This is a genomic window from Armatimonas sp. (assembly GCF_964826245.1).
Window position 1 is genome coordinate 54269 of sequence record NZ_CBAYMC010000001.1, and the last position, 20887, is coordinate 75155.

General features: G+C 59.6%; 17 protein-coding genes. 8 read left to right on the forward strand and 9 right to left on the reverse strand.

Annotated features, from left to right (window positions below):
• Window positions 1–16: 16 nt before the first annotated feature.
• Window positions 17–562 carry a chloramphenicol phosphotransferase CPT family protein gene (locus AC1XOS_RS00320; RefSeq protein ID WP_481960218.1) on the forward strand — a complete coding sequence of 182 codons (546 nt, stop codon included), beginning with the start codon at window positions 17–19 and terminating at the stop codon, window positions 560–562.
• On the opposite strand, the gene AC1XOS_RS00325 is transcribed toward AC1XOS_RS00320, so the two are convergent.
• The 4 genes from AC1XOS_RS00325 to AC1XOS_RS00340 form a co-directional block, all read right to left on the reverse strand.
• The gene (locus AC1XOS_RS00325; protein WP_481960219.1) at window positions 526–1938 is read right to left on the reverse strand and encodes an alpha/beta hydrolase fold domain-containing protein; all 1413 of its coding nucleotides are present in this window, start codon (window positions 1936–1938) and stop codon (window positions 526–528) included. The genes AC1XOS_RS00320 and AC1XOS_RS00325 overlap by 37 nt on opposite strands.
• Window positions 1935–3293 (reverse strand): arylsulfatase, encoded by a 1359-nt coding sequence (locus AC1XOS_RS00330; RefSeq protein ID WP_481960220.1) that lies wholly within the window; start codon window positions 3291–3293, stop codon window positions 1935–1937. The genes AC1XOS_RS00325 and AC1XOS_RS00330 overlap by 4 nt, the downstream gene beginning before the upstream one ends.
• Window positions 3294–3339: 46 nt before the next feature.
• Window positions 3340–7971 carry a glutamate synthase large subunit gene (gene gltB / locus AC1XOS_RS00335; protein ID WP_481960221.1) on the reverse strand — a complete coding sequence of 1544 codons (4632 nt, stop codon included), beginning with the start codon at window positions 7969–7971 and terminating at the stop codon, window positions 3340–3342.
• 83 nt (window positions 7972–8054) lie between these two features.
• Window positions 8055–8705, reverse strand: a complete 651-nt coding sequence (locus AC1XOS_RS00340; RefSeq protein WP_481960234.1) for a thioredoxin fold domain-containing protein — start codon at window positions 8703–8705, stop codon at window positions 8055–8057.
• A gap of 190 nt (window positions 8706–8895) precedes the next feature.
• Here AC1XOS_RS00340 and AC1XOS_RS00345 point away from each other — a divergent pair, with 190 nt between their 5' ends.
• Window positions 8896–10797, forward strand: coding sequence for a multicopper oxidase domain-containing protein (locus AC1XOS_RS00345; RefSeq protein WP_481960222.1), 1902 nt, complete (start codon window positions 8896–8898; stop codon window positions 10795–10797).
• 80 nt (window positions 10798–10877) lie between these two features.
• Here the strand turns inward: AC1XOS_RS00345 and AC1XOS_RS00350 are convergent, their stop codons facing one another.
• Window positions 10878–11888, reverse strand: a complete 1011-nt coding sequence (locus tag AC1XOS_RS00350) for an isocitrate dehydrogenase (NAD(+)) (RefSeq protein ID WP_481960223.1) — start codon at window positions 11886–11888, stop codon at window positions 10878–10880.
• 31 nt (window positions 11889–11919) lie between these two features.
• On the opposite strand from AC1XOS_RS00350, the gene AC1XOS_RS00355 reads away from it, so the two are divergent.
• The gene (locus AC1XOS_RS00355; protein WP_481960224.1) at window positions 11920–12594 is read left to right on the forward strand and encodes a phosphoribosylanthranilate isomerase; all 675 of its coding nucleotides are present in this window, start codon (window positions 11920–11922) and stop codon (window positions 12592–12594) included.
• On the opposite strand, the gene AC1XOS_RS00360 is transcribed toward AC1XOS_RS00355, so the two are convergent.
• Complete coding sequence (locus AC1XOS_RS00360; protein ID WP_481960225.1) at window positions 12559–12831, reverse strand: hypothetical protein; 273 nt, start codon at window positions 12829–12831, stop codon at window positions 12559–12561. The two genes, AC1XOS_RS00355 and AC1XOS_RS00360, sit on opposite strands and share 36 nt — an antisense overlap.
• A gap of 52 nt (window positions 12832–12883) precedes the next feature.
• On the opposite strand from AC1XOS_RS00360, the gene AC1XOS_RS00365 reads away from it, so the two are divergent.
• Window positions 12884–14077 carry a hypothetical protein gene (locus AC1XOS_RS00365; protein ID WP_481960226.1) on the forward strand — a complete coding sequence of 398 codons (1194 nt, stop codon included), beginning with the start codon at window positions 12884–12886 and terminating at the stop codon, window positions 14075–14077.
• 19 nt (window positions 14078–14096) lie between these two features.
• On the opposite strand, the gene AC1XOS_RS00370 is transcribed toward AC1XOS_RS00365, so the two are convergent.
• Window positions 14097–14738, reverse strand: a complete 642-nt coding sequence (locus AC1XOS_RS00370) for a hypothetical protein (protein WP_481960227.1) — start codon at window positions 14736–14738, stop codon at window positions 14097–14099.
• Window positions 14739–14855: 117 nt separating this feature from the next.
• Here AC1XOS_RS00370 and def point away from each other — a divergent pair, with 117 nt between their 5' ends.
• From def to AC1XOS_RS00390, 4 genes are all read left to right on the forward strand, one after another.
• A complete protein-coding gene (def, locus tag AC1XOS_RS00375; RefSeq protein WP_481960228.1) occupies window positions 14856–15419 on the forward strand; it encodes a peptide deformylase in 564 nt (187 codons plus the stop codon).
• A 1-nt stretch (window position 15420) separates the two neighbouring features.
• Entirely contained in the window at window positions 15421–16365 is a 945-nt protein-coding gene (fmt, locus tag AC1XOS_RS00380; protein ID WP_481960229.1) for a methionyl-tRNA formyltransferase, read from the forward strand.
• A gap of 109 nt (window positions 16366–16474) precedes the next feature.
• Complete coding sequence (locus AC1XOS_RS00385) at window positions 16475–17404, forward strand: hypothetical protein (RefSeq protein WP_481960230.1); 930 nt, start codon at window positions 16475–16477, stop codon at window positions 17402–17404.
• A 9-nt stretch (window positions 17405–17413) separates the two neighbouring features.
• The gene (locus AC1XOS_RS00390; RefSeq protein WP_481960231.1) at window positions 17414–18352 is read left to right on the forward strand and encodes a decaprenyl-phosphate phosphoribosyltransferase; all 939 of its coding nucleotides are present in this window, start codon (window positions 17414–17416) and stop codon (window positions 18350–18352) included.
• Here AC1XOS_RS00390 and AC1XOS_RS00395 read toward each other — a convergent pair.
• Both AC1XOS_RS00395 and polA read right to left on the reverse strand, forming a co-directional pair.
• Window positions 18349–19143, reverse strand: coding sequence for an SDR family NAD(P)-dependent oxidoreductase (locus AC1XOS_RS00395; protein WP_481960232.1), 795 nt, complete (start codon window positions 19141–19143; stop codon window positions 18349–18351). The genes AC1XOS_RS00390 and AC1XOS_RS00395 overlap by 4 nt on opposite strands.
• Window positions 19144–19147: 4 nt before the next feature.
• On the reverse strand, window positions 19148–20887 hold a 1740-nt coding region (gene polA / locus AC1XOS_RS00400; RefSeq protein WP_481960233.1), incomplete at its 5' end, for a DNA polymerase I.

Sequence of the window (20887 nt, forward strand, 5' to 3'; positions counted from 1 at the left end):
GAGATACAATCGGGCTATGGGTGAGATTCAAGTGATTCTTCTAAATGGAGCGTCGAGCTCCGGGAAAACGACTCTGGCAAAGGCGCTGCAAAACCAGCTCACGACTCCCCATGTCTACTTTGGCGAAGATGACTTCTGGTCCAAGCTCCCGGAGCGCGGCAATCCACGGGATCACTCTTTTGAGTTTCGCTACAAACTTTACTACGGCTTTCTTCACTGCATCGCCGCGCTGGCAGACTGTGGAAACTGCGTTATTGTAGATACAGTTGCCGATGACAACGAGGCACTGGTGGCCTGTGCGCGGCTGCTGAGCAAGGCCAATGTGCTCTTTGTCGGGGTGCATTGTGACCTTGCGGTACTGGAAGCACGTGAGCAGGCACGGGGAGATCGGAGCCTTGGCACGGCGCGACGGCAGCATGAGCGTGTCCACACTCACAGCCACTACGATATCGAAGTAGACACGTCTAAGTCGACCACGGCGGAGTGCGTCGAGGCCATTCTAAACGTGCATAGCGCTCCTCCCGCTCAGAGTGCTTTTGAGAGACTTCTCACCACTGCCTGAGCCAGTGCTTCGTAGCCCGCAGGGGTGAAGTGGACATTGCGTGGCTGCTGATCAGCCACCACAGTATGCAAGTCGTTCATGGGAACCTGGAGCTCCGTCATGACTTTCTTGACGATCTCGTTATAGGCACGCTCGCTACCTGCGATCCGGCCTGTGGTGCCCTCGGGAACCGCCGTTGTTGTGGCCCAGATGAGCTTAGCTTTTGTGGCCTTAAGCCGCGTCACTAGCGCTCGCAAATTCGCTTCATACTCAGTAAGCGATAAGAGCTGCTTACCTTTCTCCACGGCGACCATGGTGCCTTTCTCATCCACAAACTTCAGGTCATGGAGGCCAAAGTTCACATGGATGACATCCCAGGGTTTTTCGCCCAGCCACTTGTCCAGCTCGCGCACACCAAAGCCGCTGTTGGAGCAGTTGACCGGGGGATGGATCACATTGGCCTTGCCATCGAGTAGCTTGCGCACCGGGAGCGTGTAGCCCATGGAGATTGAGTCGCCGATAAGCAGCACACGTGGCAGGCCGGGCACTTCGGCGATGGGACGAAGCGCCGGATCCAGCTTGGGTTGCTTTTTCAACCAGCCAATGCCCTCTAGAAAACCCTCCATCTGGGCAATTGTCTTGCCCAGATACGGCTCCTTGTTGAAGAAGCCATGCGCCTGATCGGGGTAGACCACCAGCTCCGACTTCACTCCTACCGCACGCTGGGCATCGCGAAACGCCTCCGCCGTCTTGATGGGAACGAGCTTATCTCTATCGCCAAAGAAGACGAGAGTAGGAGGGCTCTCTTTTCCAATGTTATGGAAAGGTGAAAACTCTTTAAAGCGCTCCCCGACCCGCTCGTTGCCGTAGCCACCAGGGCCGTTGTCGTAGACTGGATTAAAGAGCACCAGTGCATCAGGCCGACACGAGATAGCTTTGTCGTCTTTTGGGTCGTCGAGCGCTTGAATCATCCCACAGTGCGACGCCAGGTGCCCTCCTGCCGAGCCGCCGCCCGCCCCGAGGTGCGTCGGGTCTATTCCCAGCTCGGTGGCATGGCTTCGCACCCATCGCACCGCGCTTCGGGCATCCTTAACACTCGTCTCGGGCGCTTTACCTTTCTCAGCCAGTCGGTATTGGGCGCTGATCGCTACCATGCCGCGTGCCGCCAGCGCCTTTGCTTGCGGGTAGAGTGCCGTGGGCGTGCCGCCCGTCCAGCCGCCGCCATGGAAAAAGATAAACCCAGGCCGCTTATCGCCCACCTTCCAGCCCGTTGGCTTGAAGACCTGCAAGACCAGCGACTTGCCGTCGGCTTCTTTGTAGGGAGTCGCCTCCTGGGCCTGTGCACCGCTAGACGTGAGCATCGCAAGGGCAAGCGCTGCAAGAAGAATACGTTTCATTTGGGTAAGCCTCCGAACTGTTTTTCGTAGCGCGTCTTAAACGGATTGACTTTCGGCGCGGTTTTATACGCGTCCTCGTTCTCCAGACAGGGCAAGATACTCGCCCACCAAGAATCGTAGGCCTTATCCAGTTTCTGCACCAGCGCGGGGTTCTGCGCCGAGATATCGGTTGCCTCGCCGGGGTCAGACTCTAGGTCGAAGAGCTGCCAGCGGGCGCTTGCGTTTTGGGTCGCCACGGCGTTGTAGTGAGAGAAGCGCACGCCCGCACTGCTATACTTATTGGGGGGCTGTCCTGGCTCCCAGCGCCCCGTATGCATAAAGAGCATACGCTCACCCCACTTGACACTTGGGTTCTTGAGCAGCGGCAGGAGGCTACGGCCATCGAGCCCACGCGGCGCCTTGGCTCCCGTAATGTCGGCTAGAGTCGGCAGAATATCAAGGTGCGCTGTCAGCCGGTCACAGTCGGCGGGCATGAGGGTGCCCGGCCAGCGCCAGAACGACGCCGCGCGGGTGCCGCCCTGGTAGACTGTGTTCTTCGATGCCCGCATGCCTGCGTTGAATACTTTCACGCCCGCCGTGCCGCCGTTATCGTTCATGAAGATCACCAGCGTCTCCCGCTCAATATCTAACGCCTTGAGCTTCTCTAACAGCTTCCCGACATTGTCGTCTATATTGGCGATCATGCCAAAGAACTTCGCCGCCTGCTTATCGGCTACTTTTCCTGTATAGCGTGCCTCGTCCTCGGGGCGCACTTGCAGCGGGCCATGCGGGGCGTTGGGGGTGATATAGGCAAAAAACGGCGCTCTCGTGCCACGTTTTTCTTCGATCCAGCGCGTGGCTTGGGCGAAAAACACATCGGTGCAGTAGCCCTTGGTCTTCTCAAAGTGCCCGTTGTGCCAGATCGCCGGGTCGAAGTAGGTGTTTCCCGGAGCGTCGCCGCAGGTTCCCGGATAGCTCTGCCCAATCCCACCCGCGCCATGGATGAAGACCTCATCAAAGCCGCGCTTATCAGGCTGGTAGGCATCTTCATCGCCTAGGTGCCACTTGCCAAAAATCCCCGTGGCGTAGCCTGCGCTCTTTAATACTTGGGCTAGTGTGGTGGCTTTAAGGCTCAGGCGCTCGCGCTCGTAGATCGTGTGGCTGATCCCCGAGCGCATCTCGTGCTTGCCCGTGAGCAGTGCCGCACGCGTGGGTGAGCAGGTCGGGCTGACGTGAAAGTGCGTGAACCGAACGCCTTCGTCGTGGAGGCGGTCTAGGTTGGGCGTCTTAAGAACCGGGTTGCCGTGGCAGGAGAGATCGCCAAAGCCCTGGTCATCGGTGAGGATAATAATAATGTTGGGCCGCGCTGCAAACATGAGAGTCTGTTCGGCGCGACCCGCAGGATTTCCTTTACCCTGCCCTTTACTTCTCGCCGAGGGCCTTGAGGTCTTTTTCCGCCTTGCGATTGTGCAGGAGGCGCTGGTACTCAGGGGAGATGACTTTGACAAACTTAGTCAGCTCGGTGTCCCAGTTGTCCAGAAACGCCTGGCCGCGCTTGCTGCCGGTGTACTTAACATGCGCCTCGATCAGCTCACGGAGCACGCCCGCGTCGTCATCGGAGAGGATATCTTTAAGAACAGGGGGCAAGTTGGTGGGGAAGAGCTCCCGGATCAGCGCGACATCGTTGCCTTCGACAGGGCCGCAGCCTGCCGCGAGATCTTGGTTGATGCGCTTGGGGAAGCCGCCCTTGAGGTCGTAGACAAAGGCGACCCCGCCCGACATTCCCGCCGCGAAGTTGCGCCCGGTGCGGCCTAGAACCACCGTGATGCCGCCGGTCATGTACTCGCAGCAGTGGTCGCCGACGCCTTCCACCACGGCAACGGCGCCTGAGTTGCGCACACAGAAGCGCTCCCCGACCGCGCCCGTGAGATAGGCCTCGCCGCCGGTTGCGCCATAGAGTAGGGTGTTGCCCGCGATGATGTTCTCCGATGCGTCGAACTCGGGGCAGATGTCTTGGGGTGGGTGAACAATAATCCGGCCTCCTGACATCCCCTTGCCGACATAGTCGTTGGCATCCCCAACAAGCGTGAGCTGCATTCCGGGCGCGAGAAACGCACCGAAGCTCTGGCCTGCGGAGCCGGTGAAGTCAATCTGGATCGTACCATCGGGGAGCCCAGCGGCCTCGTAGCGCTTGGCGACTTCTCCGGAGAGCATCGTGCCACAGGTGCGGTTGTGGTTGAAGATCGGCATGGTGAACTTCACCGGACGCGCATCTTCCAGTGCGGCCTTGGCCTGCTCGATCAGCTTGTAGTCCAGCGCTCCAGTGAGGCCGTGATCCTGGTCTTCGACTTTACGCGTCGCGACATCGGCTCCGGCAAACGGGGTTCCCACAAGAATTGCGGAGAGATCCACGCCCCGTGCCTTCCAGAAGCGCACGGCATCGCTGGTGTCGAGATACTCCGTGCGTCCGATCAGCTCGTCGAGCGTGCGGAAGCCGAGCTCGGCCATTAATTGGCGCACTTCTTCGGCCACATAGAAGAAGTAGTTGATGACATGCTCGGGCTTGCCGGCAAATTTTGCCCGAAGTGCTGGGTCTTGAGTGGCAATTCCCACGGGACAGGTGCCCAAGTGACAGACACGCATCATGATGCAGCCCTGCGCGACAAGCGGCATGGTTGAGAAGCCAAACTCCTCCGCCCCAAGCAGCGCGGCAATTAAAACATCGCGGCCTGTTTTTAATTGCCCATCGGCTTGGAGGCGCACGCGGCCCCGAAGCTCGTTGCGCACCAGGACTTGCTGTGTCTCCGCAAGGCCCAGCTCCCACGGAACCCCGGCGTGCTTGAGCGAGCTGAGCGGGGAAGCGCCCGTGCCACCGTCGTAGCCGGAGATGAGGATATGGTCCGCGTGGGCTTTGGCCACCCCAGCGGCCACTGTTCCCACGCCGACTTCTGCGACCAGCTTCACCGAGATACGCGCCGCCGGGTTAACATTTTTGAGGTCAAAGATCAGCTGCGCGAGGTCCTCAATCGAGTAGATATCGTGGTGGGGGGGAGGGGAAATTAACGTCACGCCGGGAGTCGAGCGGCGGATGCTCCCGATGTACTCGTCCACCTTATGGCCCATGAGCTGGCCGCCCTCGCCGGGCTTCGCGCCTTGTGCCATTTTAATCTGCAGCTCATCGGCGTTGACTAAATAATGCGTGGTGACCCCAAAGCGCCCACTCGCGACTTGCTTGATCTTGCTCCGGCGCTCATCGGTGTAGCGGGCGGGGTCCTCACCGCCCTCGCCGGTATTGCTCATGCCACCGAGGCGGTTCATGGCAATCGCCAGCCCCTCGTGCGACTCACGGCTGATTGAGCCTAGGCTCATCGCGCCTGTGGCAAAGCGCTTGACGAGCTCTTTGGCGGACTCGACTTCCTCAATGGGGATCGGAGGGTGGAGGCTACGAAAAGTCATCAGCCCACGGAGCGTCGAGGCTTCCACAGCACGCTCATTGACAGCTTTGCTAAACTCTGCAAACGTCTCAAAGCTACTCTCGCGGACGGACTTTTGGAGCTTCTCGACCATGTCTGGGCTGATGGCATGCTTCTCTCCGAAGCGTCGCCACTGGTACTGCCCACCCGGCTCCAGATCAAGTGCACCGGCGGCTTGCTCTTTAGGGAATGCGCCCTCGTGCAGACTTCGAACCTCGCGCTCGATGTCCTCTAGAGTCACGCCCTCGATGCGGCTTGCCGTGCCCGTAAAGTAGCGCCGCACGACCTCGGTGTTGATCCCGATGGCCTCAAAGATCTGTGCCCCACGGTAGCTCTGGAGTGTCGAGATGCCCATCTTGGACATGACTTTGAGCAGGCCCTTGTTGACGCCCTTGATGACGTTCTTGACCGCGGTTTTGAAGTCCACGCTGGTCAGCACGCCATTGAGCACGAGATCATCAAGGGTCTCAAAGACTAAGTAGGGGTTGACGGCGCTCGCCCCAAAGCCCACGAGACACGCAAAGTGATGGACTTCTCGCGCCTCGCCGGTCTCGACAATCAGCGCGACTTTATTGCGGGTTCCCTCACGGATCAAGTGATGGTGGACGGCGGAGATGGCCAGCAACGACGGAATCGGGGCGTACTCGGGGGAGACATCGCGGTCCGAGAGTACGATGACATTCATCCCGCGCTCCAAGGCATCGCTGGCCTGGCGACAGAGCCGCTCGACCGCCCTCTCTAGCTCACCTAGGGGCTTATCCGGGCGGAAGACCGCACGAGCCGTCCAGAGCCGTAGCCCACCGTCATCGCCCAGCACCCGCAGCTTCTCCAGCTCCGTGTTAGAGAGGATCGGCGTGCCCACTTTGATCTGCCGCGCGTTCTGGGGGGCATCGTCTAAAAGCGAGCCATCGGTGCCGATGTAGTCCCAGAGGCTCATCACGATACTCTCGCGGATCGGGTCAATCGGCGGGTTGGTGACTTGTGCAAAGAGCTGCTTGAAGTAGGCAAAAAGGTTCTGCGGCCGGTGGGAGAGCACGGCCAGCGGCGTGTCGGTTCCCATCGAACCCAGAGCCTCTTCGCCGTTTTGTGCCAGCGGGGCTAAGAGCAGCCGCAGCTCTTCACTTGTGTAGCCAAAGGCGCGCTGTTTCTGGATCAGCTCCGCATGCACCGGGTGATCTGATGCGGGCGGCTCGGGGAGGCTTGCCAGGTCAATCTTGTGCTTCTCCAGCCACTCGCCATAAGGATGCAGGCCACAGACCGTTTTTTTAACTTCCTCGTCGCTGATGATCCGCTGCTGTGCTGTGTCCACGAGAAAGAGCTTGCCGGGAGTCAGCCGCCCGCGCTCGACAATCTTCTCCGCAGGAACTTGAATCACACCAGTCTCGGAGGCCAGAATCACGAGATCGTCGGTGGTGACCGTGTAGCGAGCCGGGCGCAGGCCATTGCGATCCAGCACCGCCCCGATCTGCACGCCATCGGTGAAGGCCACGGCAGCGGGGCCGTCCCACGGCTCCATTAAACAAGCGTGGTACTCATAGAACGCCTTGCGCTCCGGGGCCATGATCTCGTTGCCATCCCACGCCTCGGGAATGAGCGTCATCATGGTCTGTGCGACCGTCTTGCCGCCCATCAGCATCAGCTCGACGGCATTATCCAAGCTCGCCGAGTCCGAGCCCGTCGGGCTCACGAGCGGGTAGCACTTTCGCAGATCATCGCCGAGCACGCTCGATGTCAGGCCCTGCTCGCGCGCCTTCATCCAGTTCCGATTGCCACCTATTGTATTTATTTCACCGTTGTGCGCAATATAGCGATAGGGGTGGGCCAGTGGCCAGCTCGGAAACGTATTGGTGGAGAAGCGCTGGTGCACCAGCGCAATCGCGCTCTCCATGCGTGGGTCACTGAGATCTAAGTAGTAGCCGCGCATCTGATGCGGCAACAGCAAGCCTTTATAGATCAGAGTCGTGGTGGAGAGGCTGGGAATGTAGAACCGCGACGGATCGGGAATGCCCGTCGCGCCTGCCACTTCGCGCTCGACTTGCTTGCGGATGACATAGAGCTTGCGCCCAAAGGCCTCTAGGGAGGTCGTCGCGCCACAGGCGACAAAAAACTGGCGGATCACGGGCTCGGTCTCTTTGGCCTGTCGTCCGATCTTGCGAGAGTCCACGGGCACATCGCGCCAGCCGAGAAATACTTGGCCTTCTTGGCGGGTCAGCGCTTCCAGAGTCCGCTCACACTGGAGGCGGGCATCGCTCTCGGTAGGCAAAAACGCCACCCCAACGCCGTACTCACCGGCAGGCGGCAAGACGATGCCAAGCGCCGCGCACTCTTCACGCAGAAACGTATCCGGCACCTGGATTAAAATCCCCGCGCCATCGCCAGTCTCTGGGTCGCAGCCCGTCGCGCCACGGTGCACGAGGTTGTCGAGAATGGTCAGTCCCATTGAGACAAGCTCATGCGTGCGTTTGCCTTTGATGTGTGCTACAAAACCGACGCCACACGCATCATGCTCAAACGCCGGGTCGTACAGCCCCGCAGAAACTTGCTTGTCCACTAGCTCTAATCCTGTCTCTTCCACGCTCATTTTTACTTACCAAACGACGAACGCGGCGACAGAGCACGCAACCTCTCCAGCACTGGTCGGGAACCAAAATTATATCATAAGTGTTATTTTGGAATTTGTTCGAGGAGCTTATTGGCGTTTTCCTGAATCCCTCGCGGACAGCCCGGTACTTTGATCGCAGCGTTTAGCTCGGCTCGCGCGCCCTTGGCATTGCGCTCTCCGATAAAGCAAAATGCCAGCCCGAAATGCGCATAGGCTTTATCGCGTGGCTCCGTGGCCGCTGCGAGAGCTTTCTGGAACCAAGTGCGTGCGGTGGCGGACTTCTCCTTCTTGAGATAGAGGCCTCCCAGAGCTGCGTAGGCCGAGGCATACTTGCTCGTCTTTGGTCCTTTCGCCATCAGCCTGGCTGCCCAGAGTGCTTTAGCCTCGTTGTCCTGACGTGCAAAACGCTCAGTCAGATCCGCTGCTAGTGTCGTGTTATTAGGGCTCTGCTTGAGCTTGGCCTCAAGTACTGGTTGCTCCTTAAAGGCTTTGAGCGCTCCACTGCCCAGCTCAATAAAGCCTGAAGCAGGCATGAACCCCGGCATGCGCCCCCACTCATTGCCCTCGGCATCCAGATAGAGCACCGTGGGAAACCCGCTGACGCCGTATTTTTGCGCCAGAGCCTTGCCCTCACGCTCCGCATTAAGCTTGACGGTGACCAACTGGCCACAGAACTGGATCACCTTCGGGTCGGGATAGACCTCGGCCTCCAGCTTCTTGCAGTAGTGTCACCAGTCGGTGTAGAAGTCAATCAGTAAGAGCTTCTTGCTGGCGCGGGCACTCTTGACCGCCGCCTCGTAGGACTTGATCCAAGCAATCTTTGGCATGTGATCATTTTATCGTATGCGCCGCTGCAATGGCTTCAGGACTTCTTCATCTCTGCTGGCCATACTAGAGGGCACGATGAAACGACAAGATCGGCCTTTTCAAAAACTCTGGGTTCCCGAGCGCCTCTCAGGCAAGACGTTTAACCTAATGCTGAGCAAGACGAAAAAATCGTTCTGGGAGGGGGCGACCACCACGACCTACGGCTACAATGGCGCGCCGTTCTGGGGACCGACACTGGTCTTTCAGCAAGGCGAGCGCGTGACGCTCAATGTGACCAATGCGCTCGACGAGCCAACAACCTGTCACTGGCATGGGTTGCACTTGCCCGCGGCCATGGATGGTGGGCCACACCAGCTTATCGCGCCGGGTAAGACCTGGCAGGCGAGCTTTGAGGTGAAAAACCACGCGGCGACCTACTGGTACCATCCTCACGCCCACGAGTCCACCCAGAAGCAGCTTACCTACGGCGCAGGTGGCTTGATTATCATCAAGGACCCGCTTGAGGCTGCCCTTGCACTTCCCCGAACCTACGGCGTGGACGACATTCCCCTCGTCTTCACCAGCCGCCGCTTCTATGAAAATAACCAGTTCAGCTTTGAGGGCGACCGCGATAAGTACGGCGACTTTCTCTTTGCCAATGGCGTGCTCGATGCGGAGATCCGTCTGCCGGCACAGCTGGTGCGCCTGAGGATTCTAAATGCGGAGATTGAGCGTGGCTACGATCTGGGGCTCTCCGACAACCGGATTTTTCATCTTATCGCCACCGATGGCGGGCTGGTTGAGAAGCCAGTGCCACTCAAGCGCCTCAAGCTCATGCCCGGAGAGCGCGTCGAGCTACTTGTTGATCTGAGCCGCGATGCGTATGGCTCGTCGCTGGATCTGATGTCTTTTAACGCGGGCCAGGCATTTGGCTTTCCGGGTGCGGAGTCGCAGCAACCTCGGCGACCCAACGGCGGCCTCCTCAATGCGATTGACTTTCGCCTGCTCCGCATTACGGTTGGGCTGACGACGCCGGTGGCCGTGACCCAGCTCCCTAGCACCCTTGTGAAGAACCCGAACTTTACTCCCGCCGACGTTCAGAGTCGGCGCACCGTGCGCATCAATGGCCAGCCCGGCGGAAACCCGGAGTTCTACTTCGACCAGGGAGCCTACGACATGCACCAGACTAACCATGTGGTGAAGCTGGGGGCTGTGGAGGCGTGGACGGTCGTCAATAACCGCGTCTTTGGGCACTCATTTCATATCCACGATGTCCAGTTTCGGATTGTCGAGCGCAGCAGCGGCCCGATTCCCGCCCACGAAAACGGCTGGAAAGACACGTTCTATATCCCGCGCAACGAGTCGGTGACCTTTGTGGCCAAGTTCGAGGACTTCGCCAGCCCCACCGACCCCTACATGTACCACTGCCACATGTCAAACCACGAAGACGGCGGTCTGATGGGGCAGTTCGTGGTGGTAAAAGACCCCACTGCGTTCCAGCAGACACAAGAGAAAGTCGTCACGCCAGAGATGCTGCTCGCCGCCGAGAAACAGACCGGGAAGCGTGTCACGCTGGAGACGCACAACAAGCCGCTGGTGCTGCACTTTATCGAGCAAAGCTGCCCCTGCTCCCGCGACTCCGCCCCGTTTTTAGATCGCCTCGCCGCTCAGCTCGGCGACTCGTGCCAGATTATCGGGGTGATCAACGCTACTTCCCCGCAAGCGAAAGCCTGGGCAAAGCAAACAGGCATAAAGCTCCCGCTGCTGGCCGACCCTGATCGAAAGCTCATCACCGCCTACGGAGCCGAGCGCAGTGTCTACACCACCCTGGTCGCCCCCGATGGGCGCATCGTCAAGACCTACCCCGGCTACAGCCAGGCCATGCTTTTAGAGCTCGCCCAAAAACTCAGCCAGCTCACCGGCAAGCGCCTCGCGCCTCTCTCCGTCAGCGCCGCCCCAAAAGTACTGACATCGGGGTGCACGTTTCCAAAGGCGTAGATCATGACAGATGGGGCCTGAAAGTCCCCGCCTGCTTTGTAGCATTAGGCTCTCCAGCCCCGCCGCTCTAACCGGCGGGGCTACATCGCTCCGATGACAGCTTTGACGAACTCTGCGGTGCCTGCTTGGCCGCCTAAATCCCGCGTGACGTGCTTGCCTTCTTCAAAGACGGCAAAGAGCGCGCTCTCGATCCGATCCGCCGCCGCACTTTCCCCGAGCTGGCGGAGCATGAGAACCGAGGACATGACGACAGCGGTCGGGTTGGCGAGGCCCTTACCGGCGATATCGGGCGCGGTGCCGTGGACGGCTTCGTAGACGATGGCATCGGTGCCGATATTGGCGGAGCCCGTGACGCCCAGGCCGCCCACCAAGCCCGAGACTAAGTCGCTGATGATGTCGCCGTAGAGGTTCTCCATCACCATCACGTCAAACTGCTGCGGGCGTGTCACCAGCTGCATGCAGCAGTTATCCACGATCACCTCCTGGTACTCAATCTCCGAGTACTCTCTGGCCACGCGGCGGCAGCAGTCTAAAAACAGTCCATCAGAGAGCTTCATGATATTGGCCTTATGAACCGCGCTCACTTTCTTACGATTATGGTTGCGGGCGTACTCAAAAGCGAACTTGGCGATGCGCGTGCTGGCTACCTCGGTGATAATTTTCAGGCTCTCGACCACGCCGGGCACCACCACGTGCTCAATTCCGGCATAGAGATCCTCGCTGTTCTCACGCACCACGACAATATCAATGCCCGCAAACGGTGTCTTGACGCCGGGAATGGTCTTGGCGGGGCGGACATTGGCATAGAGCCCGAGGCGCTTACGCAGTGCCACATTCACCGACGGAAAACCCTCGCCCACGGGCGTACCAATCGGGCCTTTGAGCGCGATGTGGTTCTTGACAATCGAGTTCACGACGCTATCGGGCAGGGGCGTTCCAAAGCGCGGAATAATATCGGCACCCGCCTCTTGTCGGTCCCAGGAAAACGAAATGCCTGCCGCCGCAAGAATCTCCAAGGCAGCATCGGTCACCTCCGGCCCAATCCCATCGCCGGGTATCAGGGTTGCGGAGTAAGTTTTAGCTTTGCTCATGCCTAGATTATGGCACAGTACAATGCTGGGCATGAGAATTCGTTTAAAAGTCTGCTGCATTGCCAGCGTGGACGAAGCGCGGCTGGCGATTTCCTACGGCGCGGATGCGCTGGGGCTGGTGGGGCCGATGCCGTCGGGGCCGGGGCCGATTCCGCTGGAGACCATCGCCCAGATTGCGGCGGCGACTCCCCCGCCCATCGCGACTTTCTTGCTGACCTCCGAGACCCAGCCCACGGCGATTGTGGCGCAGTGGCAACAGTGCTGCACCACGACCATTCAGCTCACGGATCGGGTGGAGCCAGAGCACTACGCGGCGCTTCGGGCGGCGCTGCCGGGTATCAAGCTGGTGCAGGTAATCCACGTAATCGGGCCGGAGTCTCTAACGGAGGCAAAAGAGTTTGGCAAAGTGGCAGATGCCCTCCTCCTCGACTCAGGAAATCCTGCTCTCGCCGTCAAAGAGCTCGGCGGCACCGGGCGCGTCCATGACTGGGAGGTCAGCGCGGCGATCTGCGCCGCCGTGGCCTGCCCGGTGTTTCTGGCAGGCGGCCTACGCCCCGACAATATCACTGAGGCGGTGCGGACCGTACGGCCATTTGGGGTCGATCTGTGCTCCGGGGTGCGCACCGATGGCAAGCTAGCCCCAGAGAAGCTGGCTGCCTTTGTGCAGGCGCTAGCGGGAGGTCGCGAGGAGCGAGCGCGTGGTTAGCTCACCGTCGAGGTAGTAGTGGTCGAAGGGGACACTGCCCAGGCGCATGGGGCTGATGTCCACGAACTCAATTAGGTGAAGCTCCGCGCGAAAGCGCAGTGCGGAGTCGTCATCGGAGAAGGCGGCGAGGTACTCGTCGTCACTCTGGCGCAGACAGACAAACTCACCGGTTTCGATATGCCGCAGGGTGTAGACTGTCCTCTGGAAATCTCCCTGGTTGTGCTCAAAGGGTCGCATACCCTAGTATCGGCAGGTTTTTGAGATGACGTTAGAGAAAAGAGAGGGCATTATGCACCGACAAGCCCAAGATCCTCTTTTTTTGCTCACCCTTCCTCGTGGCTGGTTTCGGAGTAGCACCCAGAGCCGCCTCCCGGAGCGGGTTTCGACAACGGTGCAGCTGATGCGAGGGACCGTTGTCTTGCGCTTGCTGGGAATTCGGGAGCAGACTGCCGCGACATTGCCTACGCTCGACTTTACGGGACGGCTCCAGACCAACGGGACGATAGATCAGGGGCAAGGGCGACTGCGCTGGCCGGAGGGATCGCAGGAGAGTGTGGAGGTCAGTCAGGCGCTAGATGGCTCCTACCAGCTCCAGCGCAGTGGGCTGCGAGGCGCACTCACCCCCACAAAAAACAGCCTCGGGGTGGTGCATGAGGCGCTGCTCTGGTTTGGTCTCGGGCGGCTCCTGAGACGTGGCTCCCGCACCGAGCAAACTGTCACCTTGGTGCGTGAAGAGAGCACACCGGGCCTACTCTCGGGGACACTTGCGCTGACCGAAGAGCGTGAGGAGCTTCTAAAGCTGCGCGATGAGGTCGTGATGGCGCGGCGGCTACGCTACCAAGCGAGTGGGCTGGGCTATCCCAAGGAGCGCGAGCGGGGCACTCTCTGGCTGGGGCCACAGGGAGAAGTTCTCAAGGGGGATCTCATCCCCTCGTTTGTGGCGACGGCAGCAATGGCCCCAGAAAAAAACGACCCCGCCTTTGCTCTCAAGACCCTGGAAAGTGGCCAGTGGCGTGCGGAGCAAGGGGGAAACGGCTGGACCGTCACGCACTCGGAAGGAAAGCTGGAGGCGGAGCTAGACTTTGAGCGCCGCCTGCGCCGTCTGACGAGTCGCCTGACGGGCACATCCCTCGTTGCCGAGTGGGACGGCACGGCGCTGCGCTATGCCTATCCCTCACTCCTGCCCAAGTTTGCCGCAGTGCCCGAGGGTGGTGTGGCGCTCTTTCTTGCCTCACTTCTCCTGCCTGAGCCCATTGCAGGGCAGGCGATTGGCCAGAAGCGCTCGGTGCTGCTCCTCCCGCTGATCACGGGCGATGAGCTGGCGCTGAGCGGAGAGCTCACTCGCCTGCCAGACTCCCCGAAAAAGACACGTCGCTACCGACTCACTCTCGATGGAGGCACTATCGCCGAGCTGGAGGCTGATGCACTTGGCCTGGTGCGCCTGACCAGCAATGGGGCACTGGCTGCCACCCGGAAGCCGTAAAGGCCGTAAAGAATAAAACTTAGGCGGCTACTTTAAACTCACTGGGCTCGTCTTCGGTATCGGATTCTTTATCGTCAAGAATCAGGGAAACATCAGGAGTCACGGTGAGAGTGAGCTCGGTGCCAAAGAAGCTCAGAACACTCTCTAAGCGATCCGACTCCGTGTCGCAGAGGGTGCGGATACGCTCTTGCTTCTCTTTAGCCGTGGCGATCTGCTCTTCTTTTTGAGTGATCTGGCGCTGCAAGTCCGCAATCTGGGACTCGGTCTCGGAGATATAGTCGGTGGTTTTCTTGCCCTGCGTCTCTGCAAACTGCTGGAGTGTGTCGCGCTTCTGCGCGGCATCGCCCACAATGCTCTGACGGTTGACCCCGATGGCTGTCCCCAGCGCTCCGAGGGTCACTTGCACCGTCTGGCGCTTCATCTCCAGTGGCATCTCTTTAGGGAGCTGCTCCAGCATGTCCAAGGTCTGCTCCGCCGTGAAGCTGGTAGTGCTCACTTTGGCAAACTGGTAGATCGCCGGAAAATCCAGCGTCCCCTCAGAGGAAAGAGCGGGCTGCTCTGCCGCTGTGACGACAGGGGTAGCAGACAGGGGAGCAGGCGCACTGCTCAGACGAATGGGTGGTGCGGCTGGCTCAGACGCACTCTCTTTCTTATCTCGCATAAAAAATGACATAGCTTTTCGATCCTTTAGGTGACGTACTGTCTGTATTGTCGGCAGAGCCTGAAAAAATTACCAGGGTATTCAGAGAAAATATTGCATGGTAAAATGGGGGGCGCTATGGCATCTGATAAGCTCCCGGATCTGGCAGAGAAATACAAAGATATCCCCTTCGACGACAGTCGTGTACTGAAGTACAAAGAGAGCGCGGGCTGGGAAGTACTCCTCAAGACCGCCGCTGAGGTCAAGCTGGTGGACAGTGAGATCCGTGCTCTGATTCTGGAGATGGCCGATATCATGTACGCCGCGCACGGGGTGGGGCTGGCCGCGCCTCAAGTGGGCCACAGTCTTCGCCTTCTGGTCTATGATGCGGGGGCGGGGCTTCAGGCGCTGATCAATCCCCATGTCTCCAAAGAAAAAGGCGAGCAGTACGAGCCCGAAGAAGGCTGTCTTTCGATTCCCGGTCTGCGTGGCGTGGTGCGCCGCCCCACCCAGATCTATGTCCAGGCACTCAATGCCAACGGTCACCCAGTGCGCTTCAAGGCCCGCGACTTCGAGGCGCGGATTATCTGCCATGAGGTAGATCACCTCAACGGGATTCTCTTCACCGAGCGCGCCGATCCCAAGACCCTCCACATGCTCACGCCTGAAGAGCAAGCCTCGGAGCGCGAGCCTGCCGAGTAGCATGCGCGTTGTTTTCTTCGGGACCTCTCCGTTTGCCGTACCGACACTCCAGGCGCTTCATGACAGCGCTCATGAGGTGCTCGCTATCGTGACACAGCCGGATCGGCCTGCGGGGCGTGGGATGCAGCTTGCTGAGTCGGCGGTGAAGAAAGCCGCGCGTGCCCTAGGCTATGAGAGTATCCTTCAGCCGGAGAAAGTGCGCCGCAAGCCCTTCCCGGAGGAGCTAGCTGCGCTTGCCCCGGATGTGCTGGTGGTGATCTCGTTTGGGCAGATCATCCCCCAGCGCGTTTTAGACATTCCAAAGTACGGCGGCATCAATGTCCACGCCTCGCTCCTCCCCCGCTGGCGCGGCGCGGCCCCTATCCACCGAGCGATTATGGCAGGTGACTCCGAGACCGGCGTGGCGACCATGCAGATGGAGGCCTCGCTTGACACAGGTCCTGTGTTTTTGGAGGCTCGCACTCCGATCTTGCCCACCGATACGACGCTCTCGCTGGAGCCACGTCTGGCGGATGCGGGCGCGGCACTCCTCATCCAGACCCTGGATCGCTTAGCGCATGAGCCGCAGTGGCAACCCACGCCGCAGGGTGAAGATGGCATGACCTACGCCGCGATGCTCACCCGTGAGGATGGCTTTCTCAATCCCACTGCCGAAAGTGCCACGCCGCTTGCCAACCGAGTGCGTGCGCTCACGCCGCGCCCGGCGGGTGTGATCCTGCTGGCAGGAAAAGAAGTGAAGGTTCTGGAGGCGATTGCCCTCCCCGCTACTGAGCCGGATGTGCCCGGCAAGATTGTGGCGGTGACAAAAGAGGGCATCGAGCTGGCGACAGTCGAGGGCATCTTGCGTCTTGTGACGGTACAGCCGCCGGGCAAGCCCGCGATGGCGGCGACGGCCTACGCCAATGGAGCACGCCTCAAGCCAGGTGATCTTGCGGCCTCTCCATAAGATTTTTCCGTCAAAGAAGGATTCGTCGCACCGACGTTGTATAATAGGCTGGCATCCTTGTCAGTAGTGTCTATTGGATCAGTTGTGCCGAAAGGAATCGAGTTTGAAGATGCGTGTCCTTAACCGCCGCCTCGTGCGCTTTGTCTCTGCTGCCATTGTTGGTGGCATGGCGCTTGCCGCCTTAGCTCAGGAGAATGGTGCCCCAATAACGTTCTCACTTTTTAAAGGTGAGACGGACTCCGTTACGCTGGGTGGCTGGGGAAGTGGCCGCGCTGATGCTAGCCGCGGCGATAGTGGCCGTGTTAAAGTGGGGGACTACTCTATTAAAGTCACCACCCACGGTACCCACCAAGGGGGACGCATTGACTTCGCAAAGCCCGTTGACCTGAGTGCTGCCCTTGCGAATCCACGCTGCTACCTGCGCTTCCAGACCAGCTTTAATGCCACCCAGGATGTCCAAGATATCACAGGCTTTGCACAGAAGAAGGCAGCCGGAGCTTTCGAGCGGATGCGCTATGTCTTTATCATGGCCGATGGCTCTCAGTACGAGCTGATCCGCCCCCTAGATGTCCCGCCCTCTGAAGACCCAGACTCCTACGTCCCGCAGAACATTCCACTCGCCGCACTGAAGAAAATCGCCAAGAAGCCTCTTGCAGGCAACGGAGCAAAGCTTGCGTCGGTGGTAGTGGCGGGCGATAAATATGACACGTTCTATATCGGGGAGATTGATGTTCTCACGGATGAGACCGAGGTCAGTGTTGCGGATCTTGAGGATCAGATTGCCTTCGCCGATAACGAGATGACCTTTGTGGGGGATGCGGAGGCGGGGGCCAGCACCCTGAAGTTTTCTTGGGACTGGGATGCCAGCGATGGAATTCAGGAAGATGACACGGGCCGCACGGTCAAGCATGTCTTTCCTGCCAAGCTCTTCCGTGGCGATGAGCAGATTCATAAAGCAGTGGTCACCCTGACCGTCACCGATGTTGATGGGCTCAAGGCTCCTCAGCGCAAGACTCTTGCACTTGAGATTAGCCGCTAACCGTTTCCTATGACCGATCCCCGTGCAGCGCCCCAGCCAAGCCGACTCCCGGCGTGGCTGGAGGCCATGCGCCCCAAGCAGTGGGCCAAGAACGCACTGCTTTTTGCGGGGCTGATCTTCACGCAAGACCAAGGGCATCAGCTCTCTCACTGGCTCAAGACCTTTGCGGGTTTTCTCCTTTTCTGCTTGCTCTCCGGGCTTACCTACTACATCAATGATCTGATGGACCTAGATGCGGATCGGCAGCACCCTAAAAAGCGCTTTCGTCCCATCCCCTCAGGGCGCCTACCCGCCAAAACGGCATGGGTGCTGGCCGGGCTGGGCATTCCGACTCTCTTAGTCGCGGCGCGCTTAATGGAGTACGATCTGAGTGGGTGGCCCGCGTGGAAGTTCTTTACGACAGCAGCGCTCTATCTGACGGTGACACTTTTCTACTCTCTCGTACTCAAGTATGTGGTGATCGTGGATGTGCTGACCCTGGCCTCGCTGTTTGTGGTGCGGGCAGTGGCGGGGGCATTTGTGATTAATGTGCCGATCTCGGAGTGGCTACTGCTGTGTACGCTGCTACTAGCGCTCTTTTTGGGGCTCTCAAAGCGGCGCGGGGAGCTGGTGGCGCTGGGTGAGGGAACCCCGACTCGGGCGATTCTCAAGGAGTATAGCCTGCCGATGCTGGAGCAGATGATCACGGTGGTTGCCTCGGCGTGCTTGATGTCCTACACACTCTACACGTTCTTCTCAAAGTCGCAGACGGGGCACAGCCGCCCCTATCTCATGGCGACAATTCCCTTTGTGATCTACGGACTCTTCCGCTATCTCTACTTAACCCACAAAAAGGGGATGGGTGAGGCTCCCGAGGCGGTGCTGGTGGAAGACAAGCCGCTGATGATCAATGTTCTTCTCTGGGCACTGGTGGCCGTGATTGTCCTGCAGATGGGGGGGCGCTCCTAGCTCGCCCCGCCGGGGTTGCCGGGCCAGTGCACGCCTGCGGCACGAAACGCTCCGGTCTCGGGGCAGAGGATACTCATTCCACCATCCACAGGCACAGTTGCGCCGGTGATAAAGCTGGCGGCATCGGAGGCGAGAAAGAGGGCGACCGCGGCGATTTCCTCGGGGTGCCCGACGCGATCTAAGGGGTAGTGGGTGTAAAAGACCTGCTGCTCATCTTCCGAGAAGCGCTCTTTCCAGGCCTGCTCGCCCATGGTCATGATATGGCCGGGGGCAATGCAGTTCACCCGAATGCCATAGCGCCCCAGATCCGTGGCAAGCGCTCGTGTGAGCCCGGCGAGGGCGGCTTTGGACGTTGAGTAGGCGACTCGCTCGGGGATGGGCTGGTTGCCGACGAGAGAACCAAGGTTAATGATGCTGCCCTTGGTCTGTTTTAGCGCATCGAGTCCCGCTTGGGCGAAGAGATAGGGAGCGCGGACATTGACCGCCTGCACGGTGTCAAAGAGCGCGACAGGGGTGTCTTCTAGCGTGGTGCCCCGCTGGTCGGCAGCGTTGTTGACAATGCAGTCGAGCCGTCCAAATCGCTCTAATGTGGCAGCAACGACTTGGGCTGGGAACGCCATGTCGGTGACATCGCCCTCCAGACAGAGCGCATTATTCTCTCCCAGAAGCGCGGCAGTCTCTTCGATGCGCCGTAGATCAGTCGCGCAGACTTTCCAGCCTGCGTTGTGAAAGGCAAGCGCAATCGCTTGTCCAATGCCCTGCCCTGCGCCGGTAATAATGACGGTTTTCATACTTCTACTCCACCACGGTTGTGTCGCCCCAAGAGAGGCCCGTTTTTACCTCGACATCCAAGCTCACGGAGAGTTCGTAGGCGTTTTCCATGCACGCCTTTACTTTTGTGCCCAGCTCAAGGGCCGCGTCTTGGTCTACCTCAAAGAGCAGCTCATCGTGCACTTGCAAGAGCAGTAGTGCCGGAAGCTCCGTGGCCTTCAGCATCGCCGCGACCGAGAGCATGGCTTTTTTCATAATATCCGCACTCAGCCCCTGGATCGGCATGTTCGCCGCTGCCCGCTCCGCCGCCTGACGGAAGTTAAACACGCGATTGTTGATATCAGGAATCCAGCGCCGACGGCCAAAGAGCGTCTGGACATAGCCGTTTTTCTGGGCAAACTCAATCGTCGCGTCTAAGTAGACCTTCACGCCTGGAAAGCGCGCAAAGTACGACTCTTTCAGCGCCTTCGCCTCACCCTGTGGGATTTTCAACTGCCGCGCCAAGGCAAAGTCCGAGATGCCATAGAGCACCGCGAAGTTCACCGTCTTGGCCGCGCGCCGCATCTCACTCGTCACATCATCCGGCGAAACCCCATATACCTTGCTTGCTGTGTACTTGTGAATGTCCTCGCCCGACGTAAACGCGGCCCGCATATCGGCATCGTTGGCCACGTGGGCAAAGATGCGCAGCTCGATCTGCGAGTAGTCCGCCGAGAGCAGTATGCGTCCCGGCGGCGCGACAAATGCCTTACGAATCTCCCGCCCCATAGCCGTGCGTATCGGAATGTTCTGAAGATTGGGGGACGATGACGAAAGCCGCCCCGTCGCCGCCACGGTCTGGTTCAGCGACGTGTGCACCCGCCCATCGCTTCTCACCAGCGCCGGCAGCGCGTCGGCGTAGGTGCTCTTGAGCTTCGCCAGCTCACGGTACTGCAACACATCCGCGACAATCTTATGCTCCAGCGCCAGCGGCTCTAGCACGTCCGCATCGGTCGAGTAGCCGGTCTTGGTCTTCTTCCCCGACGGCAGCTTCAGCGTCTCAAAGAGCACTTCCGCCAGCTGCTTCGGCGAGTTCACCGCAAACACCACTCCCGCCTCCGCATGGATCGCCCTCTCTAGCGTCGCCACTTGGCTCCCCATCTCCGCCGCAATCTTGCCGAGCAATACCGTGTCTAAAAGTAGCCCCGTGCGCTCCATCTCCGCAAGCACTGGCACCAGCGGCAGCTCTAAATCGCGCAAAAGCTCCGCCAGCTTGTCCTTTTCGAGCCTTGGTGTGAGCTCTTTCTCAAGCACAAAGATCGCCTCTGCCTCCGCACAGACCCGTGCCTTATCTTGCTCAAACACCGCTGTGGGATTGAGGCTTGCACGCTCCTTCTTCTCCAGCGCAGGCGGCAACTCACGTCCCGCATGGTTCTGCGCAATGTCCCGCAAGGGGTAGGTCGCCCGCTGACCAGCAAAGAGCAAATACGCCGCCAGCTCCGCATCAAAGGCAAGCGACGAAACCGCAAAATCATGCCGCTGCAAGACTGTGATGTCCGTGCGTCCATCGTAGGTCAGCTTACCGATGGTGGGGTCTGCGAGAAGTATAGCGGCGGCTTTGGGGCCATTTGTTCCCACAACTTCCCCCCCATCCCCCGCCCGGCGGGGGGGATTAGAGGAAGGGGCATCAAATAGGCCGCCAAGCTCGGCTCCCCCGCTTGCGGGGGCGAGGGGGGCGATGGGACAGTAAAACACGCGCCCGCCTCCGGTGGCGATGGCAATTCC